The sequence below is a fragment of the Roseburia rectibacter genome, from assembly GCF_014287515.2.
Classification (GTDB): domain Bacteria; phylum Bacillota; class Clostridia; order Lachnospirales; family Lachnospiraceae; genus Roseburia; species Roseburia rectibacter.
Genome location: NZ_CP092473.1, coordinates 2,682,774 through 2,707,972, shown reverse-complemented (window position 1 = coordinate 2,707,972; position 25,199 = coordinate 2,682,774). Strand labels below are relative to the sequence as shown.

The 25,199-nt window shown below is 42.1% G+C and carries 20 protein-coding genes; 19 read left to right on the top strand and 1 reads right to left on the bottom strand.

Annotated elements, in window-relative coordinates:
• Nucleotides 1-259 precede the first annotated feature (259 nt).
• The 8 genes from H8S51_RS12670 to H8S51_RS18305 all read left to right on the top strand — a co-directional run bounded on the left by H8S51_RS12670 (nt 260) and on the right by H8S51_RS18305 (nt 9,628).
• Nucleotides 260-1,726, top strand: coding sequence for an aminotransferase class I/II-fold pyridoxal phosphate-dependent enzyme (locus tag H8S51_RS12670; protein WP_117919712.1), 1,467 nt, complete (start codon nt 260-262; stop codon nt 1,724-1,726).
• A gap of 29 nt (nt 1,727-1,755) precedes the next feature.
• The gene (gene speE, locus H8S51_RS12665) at nt 1,756-2,619 is read left to right on the top strand and encodes a polyamine aminopropyltransferase (protein ID WP_117919687.1); all 864 of its coding nucleotides are present in this window, start codon (nt 1,756-1,758) and stop codon (nt 2,617-2,619) included.
• 134 nt (nt 2,620-2,753) lie between these two features.
• Nucleotides 2,754-4,013, top strand: coding sequence for a saccharopine dehydrogenase family protein (locus H8S51_RS12660; protein WP_118209154.1), 1,260 nt, complete (start codon nt 2,754-2,756; stop codon nt 4,011-4,013).
• A gap of 82 nt (nt 4,014-4,095) precedes the next feature.
• Entirely contained in the window at nt 4,096-5,229 is a 1,134-nt protein-coding gene (gene nspC / locus H8S51_RS12655) for a carboxynorspermidine decarboxylase (RefSeq protein ID WP_118209153.1), read from the top strand.
• Nucleotides 5,201-6,535, top strand: coding sequence for an agmatine deiminase family protein (locus H8S51_RS12650; RefSeq protein ID WP_186899122.1), 1,335 nt, complete (start codon nt 5,201-5,203; stop codon nt 6,533-6,535). The genes nspC and H8S51_RS12650 overlap by 29 nt, the downstream gene beginning before the upstream one ends.
• 1,508 nt (nt 6,536-8,043) lie before the next feature.
• On the top strand, nt 8,044-8,922 hold the full coding sequence (aguB, locus tag H8S51_RS12645) for an N-carbamoylputrescine amidase (protein WP_117922614.1): 879 nt from the start codon (nt 8,044-8,046) through the stop codon (nt 8,920-8,922).
• Between the two features lie 29 nt (nt 8,923-8,951).
• Nucleotides 8,952-9,338, top strand: a complete 387-nt coding sequence (locus H8S51_RS18310; protein ID WP_330646613.1) for an antitoxin VbhA family protein — start codon at nt 8,952-8,954, stop codon at nt 9,336-9,338.
• Between the two features lie 47 nt (nt 9,339-9,385).
• Nucleotides 9,386-9,628, top strand: coding sequence for a hypothetical protein (locus H8S51_RS18305; RefSeq protein WP_330646612.1), 243 nt, complete (start codon nt 9,386-9,388; stop codon nt 9,626-9,628).
• Nucleotides 9,629-10,785: 1,157 nt separating this feature from the next.
• Here the strand turns inward: H8S51_RS18305 and asnA are convergent.
• Nucleotides 10,786-11,796 carry an aspartate--ammonia ligase gene (asnA, locus tag H8S51_RS12635; RefSeq protein ID WP_117922609.1) on the bottom strand — a complete coding sequence of 337 codons (1,011 nt, stop codon included), beginning with the start codon at nt 11,794-11,796 and terminating at the stop codon, nt 10,786-10,788.
• Between the two features lie 266 nt (nt 11,797-12,062).
• Here asnA and H8S51_RS12630 point away from each other — a divergent pair, with 266 nt between their 5' ends.
• The 11 genes from H8S51_RS12630 (at nt 12,063) to H8S51_RS12580 (ending at nt 25,047) form a co-directional block, all read left to right on the top strand.
• Entirely contained in the window at nt 12,063-14,045 is a 1,983-nt protein-coding gene (locus H8S51_RS12630; protein WP_186899124.1) for a methyl-accepting chemotaxis protein, read from the top strand.
• 15 nt (nt 14,046-14,060) lie between these two features.
• The gene (locus H8S51_RS12625; RefSeq protein ID WP_186899125.1) at nt 14,061-15,035 is read left to right on the top strand and encodes a sugar ABC transporter substrate-binding protein; all 975 of its coding nucleotides are present in this window, start codon (nt 14,061-14,063) and stop codon (nt 15,033-15,035) included.
• Nucleotides 15,036-15,050: 15 nt separating this feature from the next.
• The gene (locus H8S51_RS12620; protein ID WP_186899126.1) at nt 15,051-15,560 is read left to right on the top strand and encodes a DNA-deoxyinosine glycosylase; all 510 of its coding nucleotides are present in this window, start codon (nt 15,051-15,053) and stop codon (nt 15,558-15,560) included.
• A gap of 32 nt (nt 15,561-15,592) precedes the next feature.
• Nucleotides 15,593-16,012, top strand: a complete 420-nt coding sequence (locus H8S51_RS12615; RefSeq protein ID WP_241070708.1) for a transglycosylase — start codon at nt 15,593-15,595, stop codon at nt 16,010-16,012.
• Nucleotides 16,013-16,226: 214 nt separating this feature from the next.
• The gene (locus tag H8S51_RS12610; protein WP_006857030.1) at nt 16,227-16,943 is read left to right on the top strand and encodes an ABC transporter ATP-binding protein; all 717 of its coding nucleotides are present in this window, start codon (nt 16,227-16,229) and stop codon (nt 16,941-16,943) included.
• Between the two features lie 62 nt (nt 16,944-17,005).
• A complete protein-coding gene (locus H8S51_RS12605; protein ID WP_186899127.1) occupies nt 17,006-19,807 on the top strand; it encodes an ABC transporter permease in 2,802 nt (933 codons plus the stop codon).
• 679 nt (nt 19,808-20,486) lie between these two features.
• A complete protein-coding gene (locus H8S51_RS12600; RefSeq protein WP_118209556.1) occupies nt 20,487-22,070 on the top strand; it encodes an ATP-binding cassette domain-containing protein in 1,584 nt (527 codons plus the stop codon).
• A 53-nt stretch (nt 22,071-22,123) separates the two neighbouring features.
• Nucleotides 22,124-22,501 carry a GNAT family N-acetyltransferase gene (locus tag H8S51_RS12595; RefSeq protein ID WP_118209555.1) on the top strand — a complete coding sequence of 126 codons (378 nt, stop codon included), beginning with the start codon at nt 22,124-22,126 and terminating at the stop codon, nt 22,499-22,501.
• Between the two features lie 191 nt (nt 22,502-22,692).
• Complete coding sequence (locus H8S51_RS12590; protein ID WP_118209554.1) at nt 22,693-23,631, top strand: TrmH family RNA methyltransferase; 939 nt, start codon at nt 22,693-22,695, stop codon at nt 23,629-23,631.
• Nucleotides 23,632-23,702: 71 nt separating this feature from the next.
• Complete coding sequence (locus H8S51_RS12585) at nt 23,703-24,824, top strand: glycerate kinase family protein (RefSeq protein ID WP_118209553.1); 1,122 nt, start codon at nt 23,703-23,705, stop codon at nt 24,822-24,824.
• 61 nt (nt 24,825-24,885) lie between these two features.
• Nucleotides 24,886-25,047 carry a hypothetical protein gene (locus H8S51_RS12580; RefSeq protein ID WP_186899128.1) on the top strand — a complete coding sequence of 54 codons (162 nt, stop codon included), beginning with the start codon at nt 24,886-24,888 and terminating at the stop codon, nt 25,045-25,047.
• Nucleotides 25,048-25,199: the final 152 nt, after the last annotated feature.

The following is a 25,199-nucleotide window of genomic DNA, read 5'->3' as shown; positions in this document are numbered from 1 at the left end:
TCTGGCGCACAGCTTGACAGCAAGTGTCAAGCTTACGACTGAACAGTAACCCAACGCGGACTCTGGAGAAAATAGTTTTTGCAGAATGTAGACAGATTACATAAAGTATGACTATGATGATAACGACGATAGAAGAACAGGTGATGGATGCCTGTTCTTTTTTGTACTTTTGGATATTAATGAATTTATCAGAAAGGCGCAAGCATATAAAGGCAGACATACCGTATTTTTATGGAAGATGAGGGGGTTTTTAGAAGTCATGGACAAAGAGCAGCAGATGCATGCGCCGGTTTATGAAGCATTAGAAAAGTTAAAAAAACGAAGAGTGGTACCGTTTGATGTGCCGGGACATAAGAGAGGAAGGGGAAATCCGGAGTTAGTGGAGCTGTTGGGAGAAAAGTGTGTCAGCTTAGATGTCAATTCCATGAAGCCGCTTGATAATCTCTGTCATCCGGTCTCTGTGATCAAGGAGGCGGAGGAACTTGCAGCGGAGGCATTCCGGGCAGAACATGCATTTTTTATGGTAGGAGGAACCACTTCATCTGTTCAGGGTATGGTGCTTTCCTGCTGCAAGGCAGGGGATAAGATCATTTTGCCGCGCAATGTGCATAAGAGTGTGATCAATGCACTTGTACTCTGTGGAGCGATTCCGGTTTATGTCAACCCGGAAGTGGATGTGAAACTTGGCATTTCGCTTGGCATGCAGGTATCAGAAGTGGAACGTGCGATTCTGGAGAACCCGGATGCAGTGGCAGTACTGGTCAACAATCCAACTTATTATGGAATCTGCTCTGATCTGCGTTCCATTGTAAAAGTGGCACATGCACACAATATGCTGGTGCTGGTGGATGAAGCGCATGGAACACACCTGTATTTTGGGGAGAATCTTCCGGTGTGTGCCATGGATGCCGGTGCAGATATGGCATCTGTTTCCATGCACAAGTCGGGAGGAAGTCTGACACAGAGTTCGCTTCTTCTGACCGGACGGGGCGTGAACTGGGAATATGTCAGCCAGATCATCAATCTGACACAGACGACGAGTGCGTCTTATCTTTTGATGTCAAGTCTTGATATTTCGAGAAGAAATCTTGCACTGCGAGGAAAGGAATCATTTGCAAAAGTAGCACAGATGGCAGAATACGCCAGAGATGAGATCAATTCCATCGGTGGATTTTATGCGTATGGTAAAGATATGATCAATGGCGGCAGTGTCTATGATTTTGATGTGACGAAACTGTCAGTCTATACGCGAGATATCGGACTTGCAGGCATCGAAGTCTATGATCTGCTGCGGGATGAATATGATATCCAGATCGAGCTGGGGGATATTGCGAATATTCTTGCCTATATTTCCATTGGTGACCGGATACAGGACATCGAGCGGCTTGTCGGGGCGCTTGCAGATATCAAGCGGCTGTATTCAAAAGATCCGGCAAAGATGTTAAACACAGAATATATCAACCCGAAAGTTCTGGTGTCGCCGCAGGTGGCATTTTATTCCCAAAAGGAATCTCTGCCGGTACGACAGACGGCCGGAAGAATTTGTGGTGAATTTGTCATGTGCTATCCACCGGGAATCCCGATTTTAGCGCCGGGCGAGATGATCACGCCGGAGATCATTGAGTACATTGTTTATGCGAAAGAAAAAGGATGTTCCATGCAGGGAACGGAAGATCCCGAAGTTGAAAATCTGAAGGTGCTTGCACATGAACCAAAGATGTGTTAGAAATCGGACAGAAGAAGGGAGAAGTAATCATGGAGCTTTGGTTTTCAGATTACCATACAGAAAAAGTAAAGGTATCTATTAAGGTGCAGAAACAGTTATTCGGACTTCAGACAGAGTTTCAGCGGATCGATGTGTTTGATTCGGACGAGTTTGGAAGATTTTTAAGTTCGGATGGAAGTATTGTTTTTTCAGAAAAAGATGAGTTTGTCTATGATGAGATGATCGTACATGTTCCTATGGCAGTACATCCGCATGTAAAAAAAGTGTTAGTCATCGGTGGCGGTGACGGTGGTGTGGCGCGTGAGCTTGGATACTACGATGAAATAGAACAGATCGATGTGGTGGAACCAGATCGTGTGTTCGTGGAGGTATGTAAAGAATTTTTCCCGGATAACGCATGTGGTTTATCGGATGAGCGTGTGACAGTTTACTATGAGGATGGACTTAAGTTTTTGCGGATGAAACATGACGAGTATGATCTGATCATCAATGATGCAATCGATCCGCTTGGGCATACAGCAGGGTTGTTTACCAAGGAATTTTACGGAAACTGTTTCCGTGCCTTAAAGGATGACGGAATCATGGTCTATCAGCATGGAAGTCCTTTTTACGATGAAGATGAGGAATCCTGCCGTGGAATGCACAGAAAGGCAAGTCACAGTTTCCCGATCAGCCGTGTTTATCAGGCACACATACCAACGTGTTCCTCCGGTTACTGGCTGTTCGGATTTGCTTCAAAGAAATATCATCCGCTCGATGATCTGGATGTGAAGCGCTGGAAAGAGCGGAAGATAAAGACATGGTATTATACGACCAACCTGCACAAGGGAGCGTTTATGCTGCCACGGTATGTGGAGGATATGTTAGAGGAAGAGGAAGGCCGTAAGAAATAAAATATACAAAAATTGCCAATAACGTAAAGTATGTTAGTTAGATTCAGACGATAAGAAAATTAAAGATATAAAAGGCATGGAAATTGCGGTCAGAGTGAAAATAAGGATTTTCACACATAAGAAAGGAGATCAAAATGGGAAGATTATTAATTATCGGATGTGGCGGAGTAGCAGGAGTTGCGATTCACAAATGTTGTCAGAACAGCAAAACTTTTACAGAGATCTGTATTGCGAGCAGAACAAAATCAAAATGTGATGCATTAAAAGAAAAACTGGAGAAAACAACAGATACCGTCATCACAACAGCGCAGGTAAATGCGGACAACACAGAGGAGCTGATCGCCCTGATCAAAGAGTATCAGCCGGATGCTGTATTAAATGTAGCATTGCCATATCAGGATTTAACGATTATGGATGCCTGTCTTGCCTGTAAGGTAGACTATATTGATACTGCAAACTACGAACCGGAAGATACCGATGATAAAAAATGGCGTGCTATCTATGAAAAACGCTGCGAAGAAGAAGGATTTACCGCATATTTTGATTATTCCTGGCAGTGGGCATATCGTGAAAAATTTAAGGAGGCAGGAATCACTGCACTTCTTGGAAGTGGGTTTGATCCGGGTGTAACAAGCGTATTTACAGCTTATGCATTGAAGCATTATTTTGATGAGATCGAGACAATCGATATTTTAGACTGCAACGGCGGCGACCATGGTTATCCGTTCGCAACGAATTTCAATCCTGAGATCAATCTGCGTGAGGTTTCTGCAAATGGTTCCTACTGGGAGAATGGTCACTGGGTGGAAACAAAACCGATGGAAATTAAAAGAGAATATAATTTCCCGCAGGTCGGTGAGAAAGATATGTACCTGCTGCATCATGAAGAGATTGAGTCTCTCGCCCAAAATGTGCCGGGAGTAAAGAGAATCCGTTTCTTTATGACATTTGGACAGAGCTATCTGACACATATGAAATGTTTAGAGAATGTTGGAATGCTTTCTACTTCACCGATTGAATATGAGGGCAGGGAGATCGTACCGATCCAGTTTTTGAAAGCACTGCTTCCGGACCCGGCATCATTAGGACCGCGCACTGTCGGTAAAACGAATATCGGCTGTATTTTTACAGGAAAGAAAGATGGAAAAGAAAAGACAATCTATATCTATAATGTCTGTGATCATCAGGAGTGTTATAAAGAAGTAGGTTCCCAGGCAATCTCTTATACGACTGGTGTACCGGCTATGATCGGTGCAGCTTTGGTTGTTGATAAAGTCTGGGATAAAGATGGTGTATTTAACATTGAGGAATTTGATCCGGACCCGTTTATGGATATGTTAAACCAGTATGGTCTGCCGTGGATCGTGGATGAAAATCCGCAGACAGTAGAATAAAAAATGGGATTTGTGCTGACATACAGGCTTAAGATGTAAATGAAAAAATTCATTGGAAAAGCTGTGCAAGAAGGGGATTATGATGAAATGGCAGGAGATTCCTACCCCATGTTATGTGGTAGATGAAAAGAAATTAAAACAGAATTTAAAAATATTACAAAACCTGGAACAGGAAACTGGCTGCCATGTGCTTTTGGCGCAGAAGGCGTTTTCCATGTTTTCACTGTATCCGCTGATCGGGCAGTATATCAGCGGAACGACAGCGAGCGGGATTTTTGAAGCACGTCTCGGAAAAGAAGAGATGGGAAAAGAAAATCATGTGTTTGCGCCGGCTTATAAGGAAAAAGATATGGAGGAGCTGGTTAAAATCTGTGATCATATTATCTTTAATTCCTTTGCACAGTATGAAAAGTACCAGAATTACTTTTTGCAGCCGGAATGTATGGCAAGCGCAGGAATCCGCGTGAACCCGGAGTGTTCCACACAGGAGGGGCATGAGATCTACGATCCGTGTGGACCGGGTTCAAGACTTGGCGTGATTTATGGCGAATTTCCGGGACAACTGCCGGATGGGATCGAGGGACTGCATTTTCATACGCTCTGTGAGCAGAATGTGGATGATCTGATCACGACATGGCATGCGTTTGAAGAGAAGTTTGGAAGATATTTAAAACAGGTAAAGTGGCTGAATTTAGGCGGCGGACATCATATCACAAGAGCAGATTATAAGCTGGATGACTTAAAGAACCTGATACACGAAATCAAAGAAAAATATGGTGTGGAAGTTTACCTAGAACCGGGTGAAGCGATTGCACTTAATGCGGGATATCTGGTTACGGAAGTTATGGATATCGTGCATAATGGAATGGACATTCTGATCCTGGATGCATCGGCGGCATGTCATATGCCGGATGTGCTAGAAATGCCTTATAGACCTCCGTTAAAAGACGGTTACCTGCCGGGCGAAAAGCCGTATACATATCGTCTTTCTTCCATGACCTGTCTTGCAGGGGATGTGATCGGTGATTACAGCTTTGCACAGAAAAAACAGGTGGGAGATCGTCTTGTCTTTGAGGATATGGCAATTTATTCCATGGTGAAAAACAACACGTTTAATGGTATGCCGCTGCCTGGAATTGCCGTCTTAAGAGAAGATGGCAATGTGGATATGATAAAGGAGTTTGGTTATGAGGATTTCAAAGGCAGATTGTCCTGAAATGATAAAAGAGACAAATCCCGCGCAGGATGGTTTTTATATGCCGGGAGAATTTGAAAGACATCAGGGGTGTATCATGATCTGGCCGGAGCGCCCAGGCTCCTGGCGAAATGGTGCAAGAGAAGCAGAAGCAGCATTTTCTGCTGTGATCCGCGCGATTGCAGAGAGTGAAACGGTGTATGTTGCTGCAGGAAAAAAAGGGATCGGTCACGCAAAGGCATTTGCACAAAGTTTAAAAGAAGAAGAAAACTTGTATCCGGTGATCGTTTTTGAGATGGAAACGGATGATTCCTGGGCAAGAGATGTTGCACCGACTTTTCTGGTAAAAAATGTAAATAAAAATTCTATTGCATTGACGGCAGACAATCAGATGTCTGTGCAGGCAGATTGTGTGAAAAATAAGAAGGTTTATATACAGGATTTGTGTTCTGGTACCAACATAAGATGCGAAAAAGACAGCACAGGAATGGAGATTCATACGGGGAAAAATCTGTGTATACGTGGCGTAAACTGGAACTTTAATGCATGGGGCGGTACGGTGGATGGATTGTATGCCTCTTATGAAAAAGATAATGCGTTTGCATGGAATTTCTGTAAAAAATTTGGCTTTACCTGTTATGATGCCAGACCGTTTGTGTTAGAGGGTGGCTCGATTCACAGTGACGGTGAGGGAACACTGCTCGTTACGGAGTCCTGCCTGCTCAGTGAAGGAAGAAATCCATCACTCACAAAAGAACAGATTGAGGAAAAACTGAAAAGTTATCTGGGTGCCGAAAAAGTTTTATGGCTGCCTCGTGGTATTTATCAGGATGAAACAAATGAACATGTGGACAATGTCTGTGCATTTCTAAGACCGGGAGAGGTTGTCCTTGCATGGACAGACGATAAGAACGATCCGCAGTATGCATTGTCAAAAGCGAGTTTTGATTATTTAAGTTCGGAGTATGATGCAAAGGGCAGAAAACTGATCATTCACAAACTTCCGATCCCGGATACCCCGGTTTGTATCACAAAAGAGGAGCTCGAAGGATATGAATTTGAGGAAGGCGAGGATAAAAGGGAAGTGGGAGAGCGGCTTGCAGCTTCCTATGTGAACTTTTATTTTTCCAATAATGCCGTGGTCATGCCGGCGTTTGGCGGGGAAAATGAAAAAAGTGACAGGCGGGCACAGCAGATTATGGTAGAACTATGCCCGGAGAGAAAAATCATACCGGTGTATGCAAGGGATATACTGACCGGTGGAGGAAACATTCACTGCATTACACAGCAGATCCCTGCATATATCGTGAGTTCCTCCGATAAATGATGGTTTGCGGGTGACATGAGTTTCCTCGTGTAGGGTGGTTCCGGGGGTTTTCGATTGGCAAATTGCATCAAGCCGGGACTCGTTTTGTTCCGTTGTACGAAAATAAGAAAGTCTAAGTATGCCTGATTTATATTGTGGCGGAGTGAAGTGTGCGTCTTAAATGTGCCATCCGGGCACATTAAGACTTGTGCTGCCGTCCGTGGCAGCACAACACTGTATTGTGAACAGGCATACAAAGACTTTCTAATTTTCTCCCAAAGTCACAAAACGGATCCCGGCTTGATGCGATTTGCCAGCCGCAAGATTGTGAACCACCCTTCGTCGGGGAACTCATTTTACAACCTTGGGGGTGCGTAAATTTTTGTAACATTCATTTCAAAAAGGTTGAAAAATCTCGACGCAATCTGTTATATCTATGCTTTTAAACATACATACTTGGAATAATAATCTGCATTATTAGTCTGGTAATTTACGAAATGATTAATGTAATGCAACATAGCAGATGAAACTTCAGACAAGTCATCAGGCTGAATATTAATGATACAGCACATTAGGATTTTAAGCATATTTCCATTCGTGCGAATATCAAAAATCCACACTTACGCCCCCAAATTTTGAGATGAACCGCCCACCCAAATGGTGTTCACAACCTGAAGACTGGCATCTTGCGCAAAGCCGAAGCTAATTTTGTGACTTTGGGAGAAAATTAGAAAATCTTGGTATGCCTGCCTACACACAGTGATGTTCTGCCATGGATGGCAGAACAAGGCAGCATCGAGTCATGGATGACTCGTTGTTGCCGTTCACGTCACTCCGAGAAAATCTAATTCAGGCATACCTAGACTTTTCTTATTTTCGTACAACGGAACAAAAATTACTCCGGCTTTGCGCAAGATGCCATTCACAAACCTCCGACACACCATTTGAGTGGGCGACGCATACCTCAACAAACCAGCATTTATTGCGTAACCAGTGAATATCAGAATATATGGAGGTATTACTATGGTGAAAAGAATCGTAGGTCTGATAGCATGTGTTATGTGTGCAATCCCTTTTTTATTGTATAAACAATGTTCCATTGCATTTCTCATTACCGGGGCTGGAGTTATGGTGATGCCCATTGTGGGAATAATACTGATATGTCTTGACTGTACGCTTGGAATTTATGTTATGTACAAAAAATACAAAAGAATTTTAAATATGTATTCATAACTTTCAATTTTAAGATAGCTTTGTTACCGGACAATATCGAAGAATGGCAATCAGATTGCACGGTATGAAACTTCCGAAAGGAATTTTGCCGGGATCTTTATATAATCCGGACAATATGTTGAAATGTCTGGAGTGGATAAAAGAAAAAAGCAAAGATAAAAATTGTTTGGGAGTATTATGTGCTCATGAATATATGTGATGAAGAAAAAATCTGATTGTGAAACGAAAAGATTTTTATGCCACTTCCACCAAAAAGAAAATTTACAGTAAAAAATAAGAACAGAAAGGACATACACATGAGACAGGTAAAAGTAGCCGCAGTTCAGATGAAATGTGAACCAGAGCAGGAAAAAAATTTGAAGAAGGCAGAAGAAATGATCCGCAAGGCTGCAGCGGAAGGTGCAAATATCATTTTACTGCCGGAACTTTTTGAAAGAGAATATTTCTGCCAGCAACGCAGATATGATTTTTACAGCTATGCAAAACCCGTGAAAGAGAGCGAGGCTGTAGCAATGGGAGTACGCCTTGCAAAAGAATTAGGCGTGGTGCTGCCGGTCAGCTTTTATGAGCGTGATGTCAATAATCTTTATAATTCGATTGCCTGTATTGATGCGGATGGAACAATCCTTGGTGTGTATCGGAAAACACATATTCCTGATGATCATTATTATCAGGAAAAGTTTTATTTTACACCAGGAGATACCGGATTTAAAGTATTTGATACGAAATATGGCTGCATTGGTATCGGAATCTGCTGGGATCAGTGGTTCCCGGAGACGGCGCGTGCGATGGCACTGCTTGGTGCAGAATTATTATTTTATCCGACGGCGATCGGCTCTGAACCGATCTTAGAATGTGACAGTATGCCGCACTGGAGACGCTGCATGCAGGGACATGCGGCAACAAATCTGATGCCGGTGATTGCGGCAAACCGTATTGGCAGGGAAGAAGTAGAGTCTTGTGATGAAAATGGCGGACAGAAGTCAGCATTGGAATTTTATGGATCATCGTTTCTGACAGATGAAACAGGTGAGTTACTGGTCAGTGCCTCAAGAGATAAAGAAGAAATCTTAAGTCAGACTTATGAATTGGATGAACTTCGGGAAAAAAGACTGGAGTGGGGACTTTTCCGGGACAGAAGACCGGAATGTTATGGAATTATCGCAGGTATGTAATTTATTGAGTATATGATGGAGGCTGCAATATGAACAAAGATCCATTCAAAGAATATATAAAAGAATCAGAGCCTGAAAAGAGAGTTAAAGGATATGCATGGCATACTGCAATTGGTCTGCAGGCTGTGGATGGATTAAAAACTTCGCAATATTTAGTTGATACTGCAATTAGAAATATTGAAGGTGATATTTCAATAGATGAAGCCAGTGAATTATTAAACAGTTATTATGAGGAAAATCCTAAGACGGAAAATGATGACAGAACGGAGGAAGCGGATAAGGTTGCACTTAGAATTGCCAAAATTTTATCTGAAAAAGCATTTAGCTTTACTCCGAATGAATATATATCAATCCACAAGAAATTGTTTGTTGGGATTTATAAGCATGCAGGCAAAATATGTGATTATTGCTTTTAGAGGAGAAGAATGAACTCCACAATCGTTCAATGCATATAAGTGGCTCATTGAAAGCGGACATTGAAAAAATTTTGACGAATATTGATGATGTTATCGAAAATAAAACAGTTATGCATGTGACTGCTTTATATGAAGAGTGCGGAAGGAATAATGTATTTGGACGTTCTGGTGTTGAGAGAATAACAGGTTTGAAATCTACAAGGGCATCAGAAATCATAAAATTAATGTTAGAAAATGATGTCATAGAGCCTGTTAGAGGGCAGGGAAAAGGAAAATATCGATTCAAATGAAGAAACGATAAATGATGGTTTGTGGTTAGCTTGAGTTCCCCGGTGAAGGGTGGTTCCGGGGTTTTCGATTGGCAAATTGCATCAAGCCGGGACTGTTTTGTTCCGTTGTCCGAAAATAAGGCAATCTAGGTCTGCCTGCTTAGGTTGTGGTGGAGTGACGTGTGCGTCCTAAATGTGCCATCCGGGCACATTAGGACTTGTGCTGCCGTCCGTGGCAGCACAACACTGTGTTACGAACAGGCAGACTAAGATTGCCTAATTTTCTTCCAAAGTCACAAAACGAGTCCCGGCTTGATGCGATTTGCCAGCCGCAAGGTTGTGAACCACCCTTCGTCGGGGAACTCATTTTACACCCTTGGAAGTGCGTAAATTTTTAGTGTTTTGTGTCTGAATCTGATAAAGAAATATTTCCAAATAACTATATTCAATAGTTTATTATTTGTTTGATAACGCTGGCAAAAACCTCAATATATTCCACTATGCTCATGTTTATTGCCATACACATTTGAAGAATATTTTGTGTTATTGGTCTGACAATTTACGAAACAATTCATGTAGTACAATGTAGCAGATGGAAATTCTGGGAAGTCATTAGGCTGAATATCAATGATACAACACCTTAGGATTTTAAGCATATTTCCATTCGTGCGAATATCAAAAATCCACACTTACGCCCCCAAATTTTGAGATGAACCGCCCACCCAAATGGTGTTCACAACCTGAAGACTGGCATCTTGCGCAAAGCCGAAGCTAATTTTGTGACTTTGGGAGAAAATTAGAAAATCTTGGTATGCCTGCCTACACACAGTGATGTTCTGCCACGGATGGCAGAACAAGGCAGCATCGAGTCATGGATGACTCGTTGTTGCCGTTCACGTCACTCTAAGAAAATCTAATTCAGGCATACCTAGACTTTTCTTATTTTCGTACAACGGAACAAAAATTACTCTGGCTTTGCGCAAGACGCCACTCATAAGCCTACGACACACCATTTGCCGCACAGTTCATTTCAAAACAACAAACCAGCATTTGTAGGGAAAACTTATTCGTAAAAAACACAGGTACATTTTAAAATCTCACAGCAGAGATTAAAAATGTACCTGTGTTTTTATGTATCATATAAGATAGCAGAACAGCTACAAAAACTGTATGCTGAATTATAAAAGCTGAATCCCGTTTTTCTCACACTCTTTTGCGACTGCATCCGGCCACAGAGAAGACTGTACTTCTCCGATATGTGCTTTACGAAGGAAAAACATACAGATACGGGACTGTCCGATTCCACCACCAATGGTATAAGGAAGTTCTTCGTTGATGATTGCTTTCTGGAAAGGAAGTTTTGCACGATCCTCACAGCCTGCTTTTTTGAGCTGGGAGAGAAGTGCTTTCTTGTCAACACGGATACCCATGGAGGAAATCTCAAGTGCAATGTCAAGTACCGGATAGTAGACAACGATATCTGCATTTAAAGACCAGTCATCATAGTCCGGGGCACGTCCGTCATGAGGCTCTCCATTTTCTAAGGTATCACCGATCTTCATGATACATACGGCACCCTTGGTTTTGGTGATGTAATATTCACGTTCCTTCGGTGTATTGTCCGGGAACATCTCCTCTAATTCCTGGGTTGTGATAAAGAAGATATCATGTGGAAGGATCTCTTCTATATAATCATACTGGATCGCCATGTATTTTTCCGTCTTGCGCAGGCAGTTGTATACAGTGGTGACGGTTTCTTTTAATGTCTCAATATTACGTTCTTCTTTATGGATGATCTTTTCCCAGTCCCACTGATCTACAAAAATAGAGTGGATGTTGTCGGTATCCTCATCTCTGCGGATAGCATTCATATCGGTATACAGTCCTTCACCGTAATCGAAACCGTATTTTTTTAATGCGTAACGTTTCCATTTAGCGAGAGACTGTACGACTTCTGCCTCTTTTCCATTCTGTTCTTTGATATCAAAAGTAACAGGGCGTTCAATACCGTTTAAGTTGTCGTTGAGACCGGATAACGGATCAACGAAAAGCGGAGCAGAAACGCGGGATAAATTCAGGCGAAGTGCAAGCAGGTTCTGGAAAAAATCTTTTACTGTTTTGATTGCAATCTGCGTATCGTGCAGATTTAGTTCTGAATGATAATCTTTTGGAATAATTAAATGTTCCATCTAAGGTTCTCCTCTCTGGTATAAACCACATATTGCGGCATAATACCAATCCCATGTGCCTTGTATATGTATGAAAATGAAATTGACACACTAAGTTATTATAGCACAGCAGACCTCATTTTCAAGAAAAGATCATGTAATTTCTTGAAAAATACATGTATACAATGTAAAAATTAGCGGAAACAATATATGATACATATTGACGAAAAAAGGCAATGATTTTATAATTTATATTGTAAAATTTATGTAAAAAGAGAGGGCAGTTTATGAAAAAGCAAAAGACGGTGTCGATTAAGGCAAAGTTACTTGGTGTCATTATACCGGTCGTAATTGCAATCGTTGTGGTACTTGTTGTGGTTGCTTATCAGATATCTGCAGGAATTATCAAGAAATATTCACAGAATTTACTGCAGTCTTCGGTAGAGAATCAGGCGTCCCAGATTGAAGCGTGGCTGAATGAGAATCTTGCTTCTTTTCAGATGGCGAAGACTACGATCGAGAATTTAAAACCGGATGATGAGGAACTAAAGACCATATTGGACAGTTACTATGGATATAACAGCAATTATCCGGATGGACTTTATGTGGCAGATTCCACAGGACAGCTTATAACGGCATCCGAATCGACAAAAAAGGAATCCGATGTAACAAACAGTACATGGTATAAAGAAGGTCTTTCCAGAGTCAATATGGCAGTCGGTTCTGCCTATCAGAATGCAGATGGTGTGGACGTGATCAGTGCTTCTGGCATTTTAAATGATGGATCTGATAAAGTACGTGTCATTTCAGCAGACATGACATTAGACCGGATTGCAATTATTGTAAATTCTTTTATCGAGATGAACGACGCGGAAGCATTTCTGGTTGATAAAACCAGCGGTGTGATCCTGGCAAACCGTGATTCATCTCTTATTTCCCAGACACTCGGGGCAGAAGGACAGAGTCATTTTTACCAGCTTACGGCAGAGAAAGCTGCAGAGAAAGACTATAATTTTGCTACACTTGATGGAAATATGACGGTATTTCAGGAAGTAGAAGGAACAAACTGGCTTTTAGTATCTTACATTCCTACAAGCATTGTACTTTCTGATCTGACACAGCTTCGTAATATTATGATCGTAATCAGTGTGATCTGTATTGCATTGCTCTGTGTACTGATCGAACGTGTAACTCATGTTGTAATCAAACCTGTCAAGGAAATGACAAGAGTGATCACAGCGATGACTTCCGGTGATTTTACGGTTTCTATTAAGACAAAAGGCAATGATGAGATCGCAGTCATGAGCCAAAGTGTGGAGAAGTTTATTGCTTCCATGAAACAGATGATCTCCGAGATGGGAAATGTTTCCGGCAAGTTGAAGAATCAGGCTGACTCAAGTAAGGGTGTTTCCGGTGAGATGAGTTCGGCAGCGGGAATCCAGTCACAGTCCATGAGTGAGTTGAACGCGACGGTTGATCAGTTGTCTGTATCTGTAAATGAGATCGCGGAAAATGCAACACAGCTTGCAGGTGTGGCAGCAGATACCAAGAGCGACAGTGATATGGTTGAAAGCAAGATGCAGGAGACAGTTGCTGTTTCTGAAAAAGGACGTAAGGATATGGAGCGCGTTGGTGAGGCACTCTCAAATATCGAAGTTTCCATTCACAATCTGGAAGAGGCTGTTAATAAGGTAGGAACCGCTTCCGGCGAGATCGTGCAGATCATCAAACTGATTGGTGATATTGCTGACGAGACGAACCTGTTATCTTTAAATGCATCGATTGAGGCTGCACGCGCAGGCGAAGCAGGAAGAGGATTTGCAGTTGTTGCAGCTGAGATTGGTACACTTGCAAAGAACAGTGCGGATTCGGTAGCACATATCACAGAGCTGATCACAGAAATCAATACGTTAGTAGAAGATGCTGTCAGACAGGCAGGAAACAGTGCACAGGATATTTCAGGCAGTGCAGAATTGATCCACACAGCAGTCGATACATTTGATACGATCTTTAAAAATATTCAGGAAACGAGCACGCTGATCGGCAACGTGGTTGATAAGATCAATCAGGTAGATCAGGTTGCTACGAATGTTGCAGCTATTTCGGAAGAGCAGGCGGCAAGTTCCGATGAGATTCTTGCAACATCAGAATCCATGTTACAGCAGGCAAAGAATATTTCAAAGAACAGTGACCAGGTAGAACAGGAAGCAGATAACCTTGCCGTTTCTGCAGATCAGCTTGCAGATCAGGTAAAACAGTTCCGGATATAGAGAGGAGATCGTGCGATGAAGAAATTAATAAGTACTATCATGTGTCTGGCATTGCTCGTAGGATGCCTTGCCGGATGTGGTGGAAATACACAGACAGGTTCAATAGATGGTAAAGGATTAAAGATTCTTCTGTCATTATCACAGGCAGATACTTTCCGAAATGTACTTGTGGCACAGGCACAGCAGACGGCGGAAGAGTGTGGGGCTCAGCTGGATGTATTTGATGCAGAAAATTCCATTGAAAACCAGGTGGAACATATCAAAAAGGCGGTCAGTGAGAATTATGATGTGATTTTATGCGGACCGGTTGATGCTGATACGGCATTCGAATTAGAAGCGCTTGCAGGTGATATACCAATCGTATTTTTTAACAGCTGCCCGGATGAGTCGAGACTTCAGGCTGGGAAATATATTTATGTTGGATCGGATGAATATGTGGCAGGACAGTATCAGGCAGAGTATATTCTAGATAAATTTGCTTCTGCGGATGAGATCAATGTGGTGTTGTTAGAAGGACCGAAAAAACATTCCGCGACAAAAGGAAGATCTGAGTCATTAAAGGATACTTTAAATGCATCAGGGAAAAAGATCAATTATGTCTTTGAAGATAACGCCGACTGGGAGCAGGACCGTGCGGAAGAGATGTTCAATATATTTTTAAAGACAGGACAGAAGTGTGACGTTGCTGTCTGCAACAACGACTCTATGGCACTTGGTATCATTGATGCCTGTGATGCAGCAGGAATCAGTGATGTGACGGTACTTGGAATCGATGCGACTGCAGACGGATGCAAAGCGATTGAAGATGGAAAGATGGACTTTACCGTATACCAGTCCGCAGTTGGACAGGGTGAGAGTGCTGTTTATGCAGCAATCGCACTTGCAACCGGAAAAGATGTGACGACTTTAGAGGGAGCTACCGCAGATGGCTTATATGTATGGGTACCATTTGAAAAAGTAGACAGTTCTAATGTTAAAAATTATGAATAGAAAGCGTACATAAAAATGGAATATACACATGTAAAACACACGTTTTCGCCAGTATATAATGAGGAATCCAGAATATTAATTCTGGGTTCCTTTCCGTCTGTAAAGTCGCGGGAGAACCAGTTTTATTATGGACATCCGCAAAACCGTTTCTGGAAGCTGATAGCGGAAATTTTTAATGAACCGGTGCCACAGACGATTGAGAAAAAGAAAGATTTGCTTTTAACGCATCAGATTGCTGTGTGGGATGTGATCGACTCCTGTGATATTGTGGGTTCTTCTGACAGTTCTATCAAAAATGTTGTGCCGAACGACATGAATGTAATCTTATCGGGGGCAGATATTCAGGGAATCTTTGCAAATGGTGGAAAAGCACATCAGCTTTTTGTAAAATACTGTAATAAAGAGGGAATGCCGCCGCTTGGCAAACTGCCATCCACAAGCCCTGCAAATGCAGCATGGAATTTTGAACGTCTGACGGCGGAATGGAAAGCGGCATTTGGAATGTATTTAGAAATAACAGAATAGAAGATGAAGAACAGCACAGGAAGGGGATAAATTTGAAAAAAGAAGAAATGACAAATATGGATTTCCTGCTTGAGGCAGTGGGAATCGTAGCTGCAATGATTTATCTGGGACTGCAGATTTATTATGGAATCGTATATGGAGTGGCATTTACCGGAATTATTTTAAATGCGGCGATCCTGATTCTTGTATATGTTGGACTGACGCTGCTTGCACGTTATCCGGAAAGGGTAAATAACCTGCCGAAAGAAATATGTAGTGGAAAAATAAGAAAATATACGATCCATATGGTGCGTGCGGTCAAGCTGATCTTCGTGCTCAGTCTTTTATTTACCAGTATCTGTGATGTCGCCGGAGTGCAGATCAATAAGGGATACAGTCTGGTGACGGTGGCGCTGATTGCTGTGGTGACGGTGGTGTATGAGGGGAAGATCATAAAACTGCTGCGAAAATAGAACAATATTTACAGTCAAACAAGCAATAAACATACATTATAAGGCAAAAAGACGATTCTGACAAAAGGAATCGTCTTTTTGCTTGTAATCTGGAAAAGCTGTGATATAATACAAACAAAAGTTAGATAACACTAACAAAAGTAAGAAAAGACTTTAAAACCATTCAGAATAGATAAGGATATAAGAACAATTCTGTAATGGGAAAGGGGAGCATATGTCAGAAGAAGAAAGAAAATTTTTGGAAATTGTTGATCTGAAAAAAGGGTTTGGAAGCGGGGAGACCCGACAGGAAGTACTTCGGGGAATGAATTTTTCCGTGGCAAAAGGAGAATTTTGTGTGCTGCTTGGACCATCCGGTTCCGGAAAGTCGACGCTTCTCAATATTATCGGTGGAATCGATAGTGCGGACTCCGGTTATATTTCCATCAACGGCGATAAGTTAGAAGAACTCGGAGAGAAGAAGCTGACACAGTACCGCAGAAAACATTTAGGTTATGTATTTCAGATGTATAACCTGATCGCAAATTTAAATGTCAAGGAAAATATTGAGGTTGGTGCATATTTATCAGACAGTCCGCTCGATATTGACGATCTGTTACATACGCTGGGACTTTATGAACACAGGCATAAACTGCCGAACCAGCTTTCCGGCGGCCAGCAGCAGAGGGTTTCCATCGGGCGTGCCATTGTGAAAAATCCGGATATCCTGCTCTGTGATGAGCCGACCGGAGCACTTGACTACAACACTTCCAAGGAAATATTAAAGCTGATTGAGGATGTCAATGTCAAATATGGTAATACAGTTATCATGGTTACACATAACGAGGCAATCCGGCATATGGCAGACCATGTCATCAAACTCCGTGACGGGGCAGTGCGTCATAACGATATCAATGAACATAAAATTTCAGCGGCAGATCTGGAGTGGTAGGAAGCTGTATTGGCGTACAAACTTGTGATGCGCTTAAAAACAGCGCAAGAATGGAGATTAGTATGAAAAAGAAAAAAATCAAAAATCCGCTTATCAGACGAATACCGAGGGAACTGACAGGAGACTGGAAAAAGTATCTTGTGGTAAGTCTGTTCCTGATTCTGATGATCGGCTTTGTGTCCGGCATGTATGTTGCAAACGAGAGCATGATGACAGCGGCTGATGAGGGTGTTGGCAGATACAAGCTGGAAGACGGACACTTTGAATTAAAAAAGAAAGCAGACGAAACACTGCTTGATGCAATTAAGACAGGCGATAAAGCAGATGTCAGACAGTATTACATTGATGAGGCAAAAAAGAAGCTGGATAAAAAGTTCGATAGTGAATTTGAAGAAAAGTTCAAAAAAGAATTTGATGAGAAGTTTGAAACAGAATTTAAGGAAAAATTTGATGCAGAGTTCCAGTCAGAATTTGATGTTTCTTTTAATGCACAGATAAAGCAGATGCTGATGGCGCAGGGACTTGATGAAACAACTGCGGGAGTTATGCTTGATACAGCAGTAGCACAGGCAAAACAGTCCAGGCAGTACAACAAAGCCTATGATACAGCGTATGAAAAAGCATATCCTAAGGCACATGACGAGGCGTATGAGAAAGCGTTTGATGAGGCACATGACGAGGCATATGAGAAAGCATACGACGAAGCCTGGAACAAGGTTTTAGATGAGATCAATGAGAAATATGCGGATGCAGAAGAAAAATATGAATTGAACGATCCTGATTTTAAGGAAACTCCGGTTCATCTGTATGAAAATTTTTACAGGGATGAAGAGGAAGATCATGACAACGACGGAACTTCGGATGGAACAGTCCGTGTTTTTGCAAAGACAGATGATATCAATCTTGCATGCCTGATGGACGGAAGTTTCCCGGAAAAAGAGGATGAAATTGCCATTGACCGTATGCATGCTGACAATGTCGGGATAAAAGTCGGCGATGAGATCACAGTCGGAGAAGAAAAATATCAGGTCGTTGGTCTGATCGCATATGTCAACTATTCCACACTGCACGAAAAAAGCACGGATCTGATGTTTGATGCCTTAAAGTTTAATGTTGCAATGGTAACAGATGAGGGATTTGCAAAGTTACATAAGACGATTCATTACGATTATGCATGGAAGTATGAAAATGAGCCGTCAGATGAAAAAGAAGAGAAAAACCAGTCGGATGATTTTATGCGGGCGTTGCTCACACAGACCGTGGTAAATGACAATGAGATTGAAGATTATGTGCCAAAATATGCGAATCCGGCGATTCATTTTGCAACCGACGACATGGGCTCTGATGAGGCAATGGGAGGTGTGCTGCTTGATATTCTGATTGTCATCATCGCATTTATTTTTGCAGTTACGATCAGCAATACGATCACAAAAGAGTCATCTACAATCGGAACATTGCGTGCGTCCGGCTATACGAAAGGGGAGCTGGTACGCCATTATCTGTCTATGCCGGTTATCGTTACCCTGATTTCCGCATTAGTCGGAAATGTGCTTGGCTATACGGTATTTAAAGATGTTGTGGTATCCATGTATTATAACAGTTACAGCCTTCCGACCTATGAGACGATCTGGAATCCGGATGCATTTTTTAAGACAACCCTGATACCGGTCGTGCTGATGTTTATGGTCAATCTGATCGTCATTATTAAAATGATGCAGCATACACCGTTACAGTTTCTGAGGCATGATCTGAAAAAAACAAAACGCAAAAAAGCAATGCGGCTGCCACATTTTAAATTTTTTAACAGATTCCGTCTGCGCATCATGTTTCAGAATGTGGCAAATTATCTGATTCTGTTTGTGGGAATTTTCTTTATCATGGTGATGCTTGCAATGGCAGTGGGAATGCCGGATACGCTTTCTTATTACAAAGAAAATGCAAAAAATATGATGTTTGCAAAGTATCAGTATGTTCTGAAATCTTTTGAGGATGAAGATGGAAATGTACTGACGACGGACAATAAAGACGCAGAAAAATTCAGTATGTGTTCTTTGCAGAAAAAAAGCGATGTAATAGATGAGGAAGTCTCTGTTTACGGTATTTCAGACAATAGTAAGTATGTAGAAATAAAAGGTATGCAGTCCCTGCAGGAAGATGAAGTTTATATTTCCAGATCATTTTCAGAAAAATATGAACTTAATGTCGGGGATACCGTTTCACTGGATGAAAAATATGAAAACAAACAGTATACGTTTACGATAGCCGGAATTTATGACCAGTGCGTAAACATTGCAGTATTTATGCCGATTGAAAATTACCGCATGGTATTTGAGCTGGATGAAGAGGCATTTAGTGGATATTTTTCAAATGAAGAGCTTGCAGATCTGTCGGAAGATGATATTGCAACGGTGATCACCGAGCGTGATATCACAAAGATGTGTGACCAGTTAGATCATTCCATGGGATCTTATATGGATTATTTCCAGATACTTTGTATCCTGCTTTCCGCAGTTTTGATCTATCTTCTGACAAAGCTGATCATTGAGAAAAATGAGAATGCAATTTCAATGACAAAGATTCTTGGATATGAGAATAAAGAAATCGCCAGCCTGTATCTGCTTTCCACAACGATCGTGGTTGTGATCGAAGATGCGGTCAGTGTTGTATTTGGAGCGTTTGTTATGAATCTGGCATGGAAAGCGATCTTGTTTAGTTACAGTGGATGGTTTGCATTTGTGATCCAGCCAGCCGGATATGTGAAAATGTTTGCATTTGTGCTGATCGGATATCTGTTTGTAATGATACTGGACTTTATGCGTATCAAAAAGATCCCGATGGATCAGGCACTCAAAAATGTGGAGTAGAGATTGCTGCTGTGCATATTTATTGTGTGACCGGTAACGAAAGATTTTTCGTAAAAATTTTTGGTTGCATTAAAAATGGCATTGTGCTACTATTGCAATAGAAATTTAAAGGAGAGGAACCAATGCGGAGATAATTTACTTTTGAAACATGAAAGAAAACAGAGTCAGCAAGAGAATGTGTGTCATATATGGCATGCGTTTGTCTGCTGATTCGGGATGATACATGGCATATATTGCACCGGTATAAGGAATAAAGTGCATGATATGTTGTGTAAATCTGAAGTTACAGCAGTATTGCAGAGGTGCAGTACGGCATATCATGTTGCCAAAAGTGGATTTGATTCTTGTATCCTCTCTTTTTTGTGTTAAAAAATGGCGGAAACGGACATTTTGTTGTCCGGGACAATCGATTTTATCTTACAATGTGCAATCTATTGTCTGCCAGATGTGATCATAAAATATGTGAGGTGTAAGAAAAATCCCATGGCAGCATGGGATTTTTTGTATGGGAGGAAAATCCTCTGCTCCTGCAAGAGGCAAATGCTATAAGAAACATAGCATGCATTTTCCTTCGCAAAACAATGAGGCTAGTGTGAAAAATACATTTTTCTCACGCAAGATTTGTGCTTACGCACAAACTTGAGATGCGCTTGAAAGCAGCGCAAGAATGGAGATTTTTATGTCACAGATTCAGGTAACAGATCTCACATATGGTTATGAGGGAAGTTTTGATACGGTTTTTGAAAACGTATCTTTTGGGATTGATACGGACTGGAAGTTAGGTCTGATCGGGAGAAATGGAAAAGGAAAAACAACTTTTTTAAATTTGCTGCGTGGAAAATATAAATATGAGGGGAATATCACATCGTCTGCAGTGTTTGATTACTTTCCATATCAGATATCTGAAAAACAAAGGGAAAATTGTGCATCCTTGTTTTTAGAAGAAGTAAAACCGGGATGTGAAGAATGGCGCGTGATCGTAGAACTTGGAAAGCTGCATGCGGATGCAGAGTTATTATACCGTCCATTTAAAAGTTTAAGTCATGGAGAGCAGACAAAAGTACTTCTTGCGGTGCTGTTTTCCGGGGAAAATGATTTTCTGCTGATCGATGAGCCAACGAATCATTTGGACATGCATGCAAGGGAATGTGTGAAAGAATATCTGTGCGGCAAAAAAGGGTTTATCCTGATATCGCATGACAGGGATATTTTAGATGCATGCATTGATCATGTACTGGTTTTAAATCGAAAGACGATCGAGGTACAGAGCGGCAATTTTTCAAGCTGGTGGGAAAACAAGACGCGGATGGATCATTTTGCGATGGAGGAAAATGAAAAACATTTGAAAGAAATCGCATCTTTAAAACAGGCGGCGGCAAGAAGCCGAAAGTGGGCGGATAAAAACGAAGCGACGAAAATAGGCTATGATCCGGTCAAAGAGCATGACCGCTCGGGTGCAACGAGAGCATATATCGGTGCCAAGACAAAAAAGATGCAGAGCCGTGTGACACAGTATGAACGCCGGATGGAGAGGAAAATACAGGAGAAAGAGGGGCTTTTGCAGGATATTGAACAGCCTGTCAGTTTAAAAATTATGCCGCTTTCCTATCATAAGGAACGTCTGATTTCCTGCCAGGAACTTTCGGTGCGGTATGAAGGTGCAGAGGACAATGTATTGAAAAATCTGACCTTTGAACTGGTGCAGGGGGAGCGTGTCTTTTTACATGGAGAAAACGGATGTGGAAAATCGACGCTGATCAAGACGATTCTGCAGCAGGTAAATATCGGACAGGCAGGTTATGAGATGAAAAATGTGCAGCAGATCAATACACAGCAGTCAGGCAGCAGTTATGCAAAATTGCTTGTGACAGACGGAGAAATCCGAACAGCTTCTAATCTGGTGGTGTCATATATTAATCAGGATACCAGCTTTCTGCGTGGTGATATCAGAGATTTTTGCAGGGAAAGAAATTTAGAAGAAAGTTTATTTTTTGCATTACTGCGCCAGCTTGACATGGAACGGACACAATTTGAGAAAAGACTCGAAGAGTTTTCGGAGGGGCAGAAGAAAAAAGTACTGATTGCCGCGAGTCTGATGACACCGGCACATGTGTACATCTGGGATGAACCGCTCAACTATATTGATGTTTTTTCAAGAATGCAGATCGAGCAGCTGATCCTTCGGTATCAGCCGACCATGATCCTTGTCGATCATGATATCAGGTTTCAGGAGAAAATCGCAACGCGTGTTGTGGAACTGTAAAGCTGTGATCCGACCGTTTTTGTAATCTGGCGATCAGAAGAGGAGGATAAAAAATGTTAGAACGGATTGAAAATGTAAATGAACAGGTAATAAAAAAAATGTTTTTATTATATGCAGAATCCATGGCGGATATGGAGGGGAAATTTAAAAATCGTGATGAAATGGAGGCATCATATGCGGCGTTTTTAAAGGAGTTTATCGAAAATCCAAAGCAGATGGTGTTTGTTGAAACTGTAGAAAAACAGTGGGTATGCGGACTCAGGGCAGTTGAGTCAGAGCCGGGGAAATGGTTTTTTGAGGCAGTTGAGACGAGGCCGGGGCAGAGAAACAGAGGATATGGTAAAAAACTGATACGTCATGTAACGGAGTTTTTGAAAGGCACAGGCGCAAAAAAGATAGATTGCATTATAGGAAAAAGTAATTTATCATAAATAAAAATGCATTCGGATTGTGGATTTAAAGAAACGAAGGAGCCGCCGGTAAATTGTTGGGGAGAGCTTGAGGAGGGAAGAATTCTTTTCCGGCTTGAAATTTGATCATATGCCATTTTGCACATGGTATAATCAATGAATTTATCTGCCATATGCTCAATCGCTGATACAGGAGAGAAAAGAGGAATACAATGATAAATATTATAGAAATCAAAGATCTGGATGCCCCGGAGCTGCAGATTTATTACAATTTAAATGAAGCACAGCTTTTTCACTATTTTGAGCCGAAGCCGGGGATTTTCATTGCGGAAAGTCCGAAGGTGATCAAGCGTGCCTTAGATGCCGGCTGTGTGCCGATGTCATTTCTGATGGAAAAAAAGCATGTAAAGACGCAGGCAAAAGAAATTCTTGCGCGCTGCGAAAAATTACAAAGCCAGGACATCAAACAGACAGACAAGATGGAAGCAGAGAATGGAAATTCAAGCATGGCGGCGGAGCATGATATTCCAGTCTGCACAGCAGAGTGTGAGATTCCCGTCTACATTGCAGAAATCGAGGTGCTGGCAAAGATCACCGGCTATCAGCTGACACGCGGCATGCTATGTGCCATGTACCGTCCCACACTGCCTTCGGTGGAGCAGATCTGCAAGAATGCAAGGCGTGTTGCAATTTTGGAAAATGTGGTAAATCCAACAAATGTCGGAGCAATTTTCCGTTCTGCGGCGGCACTTGGAATGGATGCAGTTCTTTTGACATCAGCCTGTGCAGATCCGCTGTACCGGAGAGCAAGCCGTGTCAGCATGGGAACAGTATTCCAGATACCGTGGACATATTTTGATAAAAATGCATGCTGGCCGGACGGTGCGATGGATGTGCTGCATAAGCTGGGATATAAAACGGCGGCAATGGCACTTCGGGATGACTCCGTGAGTATAGATGATGAAAAAATGATGGCGGAGGAAAAGTTAGCAATCGTTCTCGGAACGGAAGGTGACGGACTGGCAGATCACACGATCGCAGACTGTGACTATACGGTGAAAATTCCGATGACACATGGTGTGGATTCACTGAACGTGGCGGCTGCAAGTGCGGTGGCATTCTGGCAGCTTGGGATGAAGTGCGAACAGTAACAAACTAACTTCTTAGAGAAAGATGGAAGTGTGAAAAATAAGATTTTTCACACGCAAGAATGGAGATTTATATGAAAGTAGTAGCAGCAATCGATTCATTTAAGGGAAGCATGACGTCCATGGAGGCTGGAAATGCTGTAAAGAAAGGAATTCTGGCAGCAAAACCAGATGCAGAAGTATGGTTAAGTCCACTCGCAGATGGCGGTGAAGGAACCGTGGATGCATTGATCGAAGGCTTGGGAGCAGAAAAAATACCGGTTACCGTGGCAGGACCGCTTGGAGAAAAAGTGTCGTGTTATTACGGTTTTTTAGAAGAGACAAAAACGGCTGTCATGGAAATGGCATCTGCTGCGGGAATCACGCTTGTGATAAAGAAAGATCCGCTGCGTGCATCTACCTATGGAGTGGGGGAGATGATTGCAGATGCCCTGAAACGAGGATGTAAAAATTTCATGATTGGAATTGGTGGAAGTGCAACCAACGATGGCGGCATCGGAATGTTAAAGGCGCTTGGATTTGAATTTTTTGATGAAGATGGAAATGATGTGGGAGAGGGCGCGGCTGCGCTTGCAAAGATTGAGGTGATCCGGACTGAAAATAAAAATTCGCTGCTTTCCGGTGCAAAATTTCAGATTGCCTGTGATGTGAAAAATCCGCTTTGCGGCAAACAGGGTGCAACTTACATATTTGGACCACAAAAAGGTGTGACGGAAGAGCAGAAGTCTAAGGTCGATGAGGCAATGAAACATTATGCGGATGTGACCAAAGAAAGTTTAGGCTGTGACTTTGCGGACTGTGAGGGCGCCGGTGCAGCGGGAGGACTCGGATACGCGTTCCTTTCGTATCTTGCGGGAGAATTAATACCGGGGGTGGAACTGATTTTGCAGGCAACCGGTCTGGAAGAAAAAATGAAAAATGCGGATGTTGTGGTGACCGGAGAAGGACGTCTGGATGCACAGACGGTTATGGGGAAAGCACCGGTCGGTGTTGCTGCGCTGGCAAAAAAATATAATGCGAAAGTCATCGCATTTGCAGGGAGTGTTGCACCGGAAGCTTCCGTCTGTAATCAGGCAGGGATTGACGCATTTTTCCCGATCGTAAGAGGCGTGACAACATTAGAAGAAGCAATGAAAAAAGAAAATGCAATGGAAAATATAGCCGCCACGGCAGAGCAGGTATTTCGGCTGCTGTGAGGGAAAAGAATGGAGATTTGTGTGAAAATACATTTTTTCACACGCAAGAAAGGGGGTTAATATGATTCGTTTTGAAGAAATTACAACAAAAAATGTCTGGGATGTATGTAGATTAAAAGTGACAAAAGAGCAGGAGAATTTTGTCTCCGCAAATATTGAAAGTCTTGCGGAGGCATATGCTGTTAATAATGAGGGATATTATGCAAAACCGCTCGCAGTTTAAGATGAGGGTCTTTTGATTGGTTTTGTGATGCTGGGCTATGGGAAGACCGGCCATGAAGATGATCCTGAAATAGCAGAGAATAACTACTGCCTGTGCCTCACTTTGAATTGACGGAGTACTGGGCAAATGAATTACTTCGGCTGGTGTTAGAA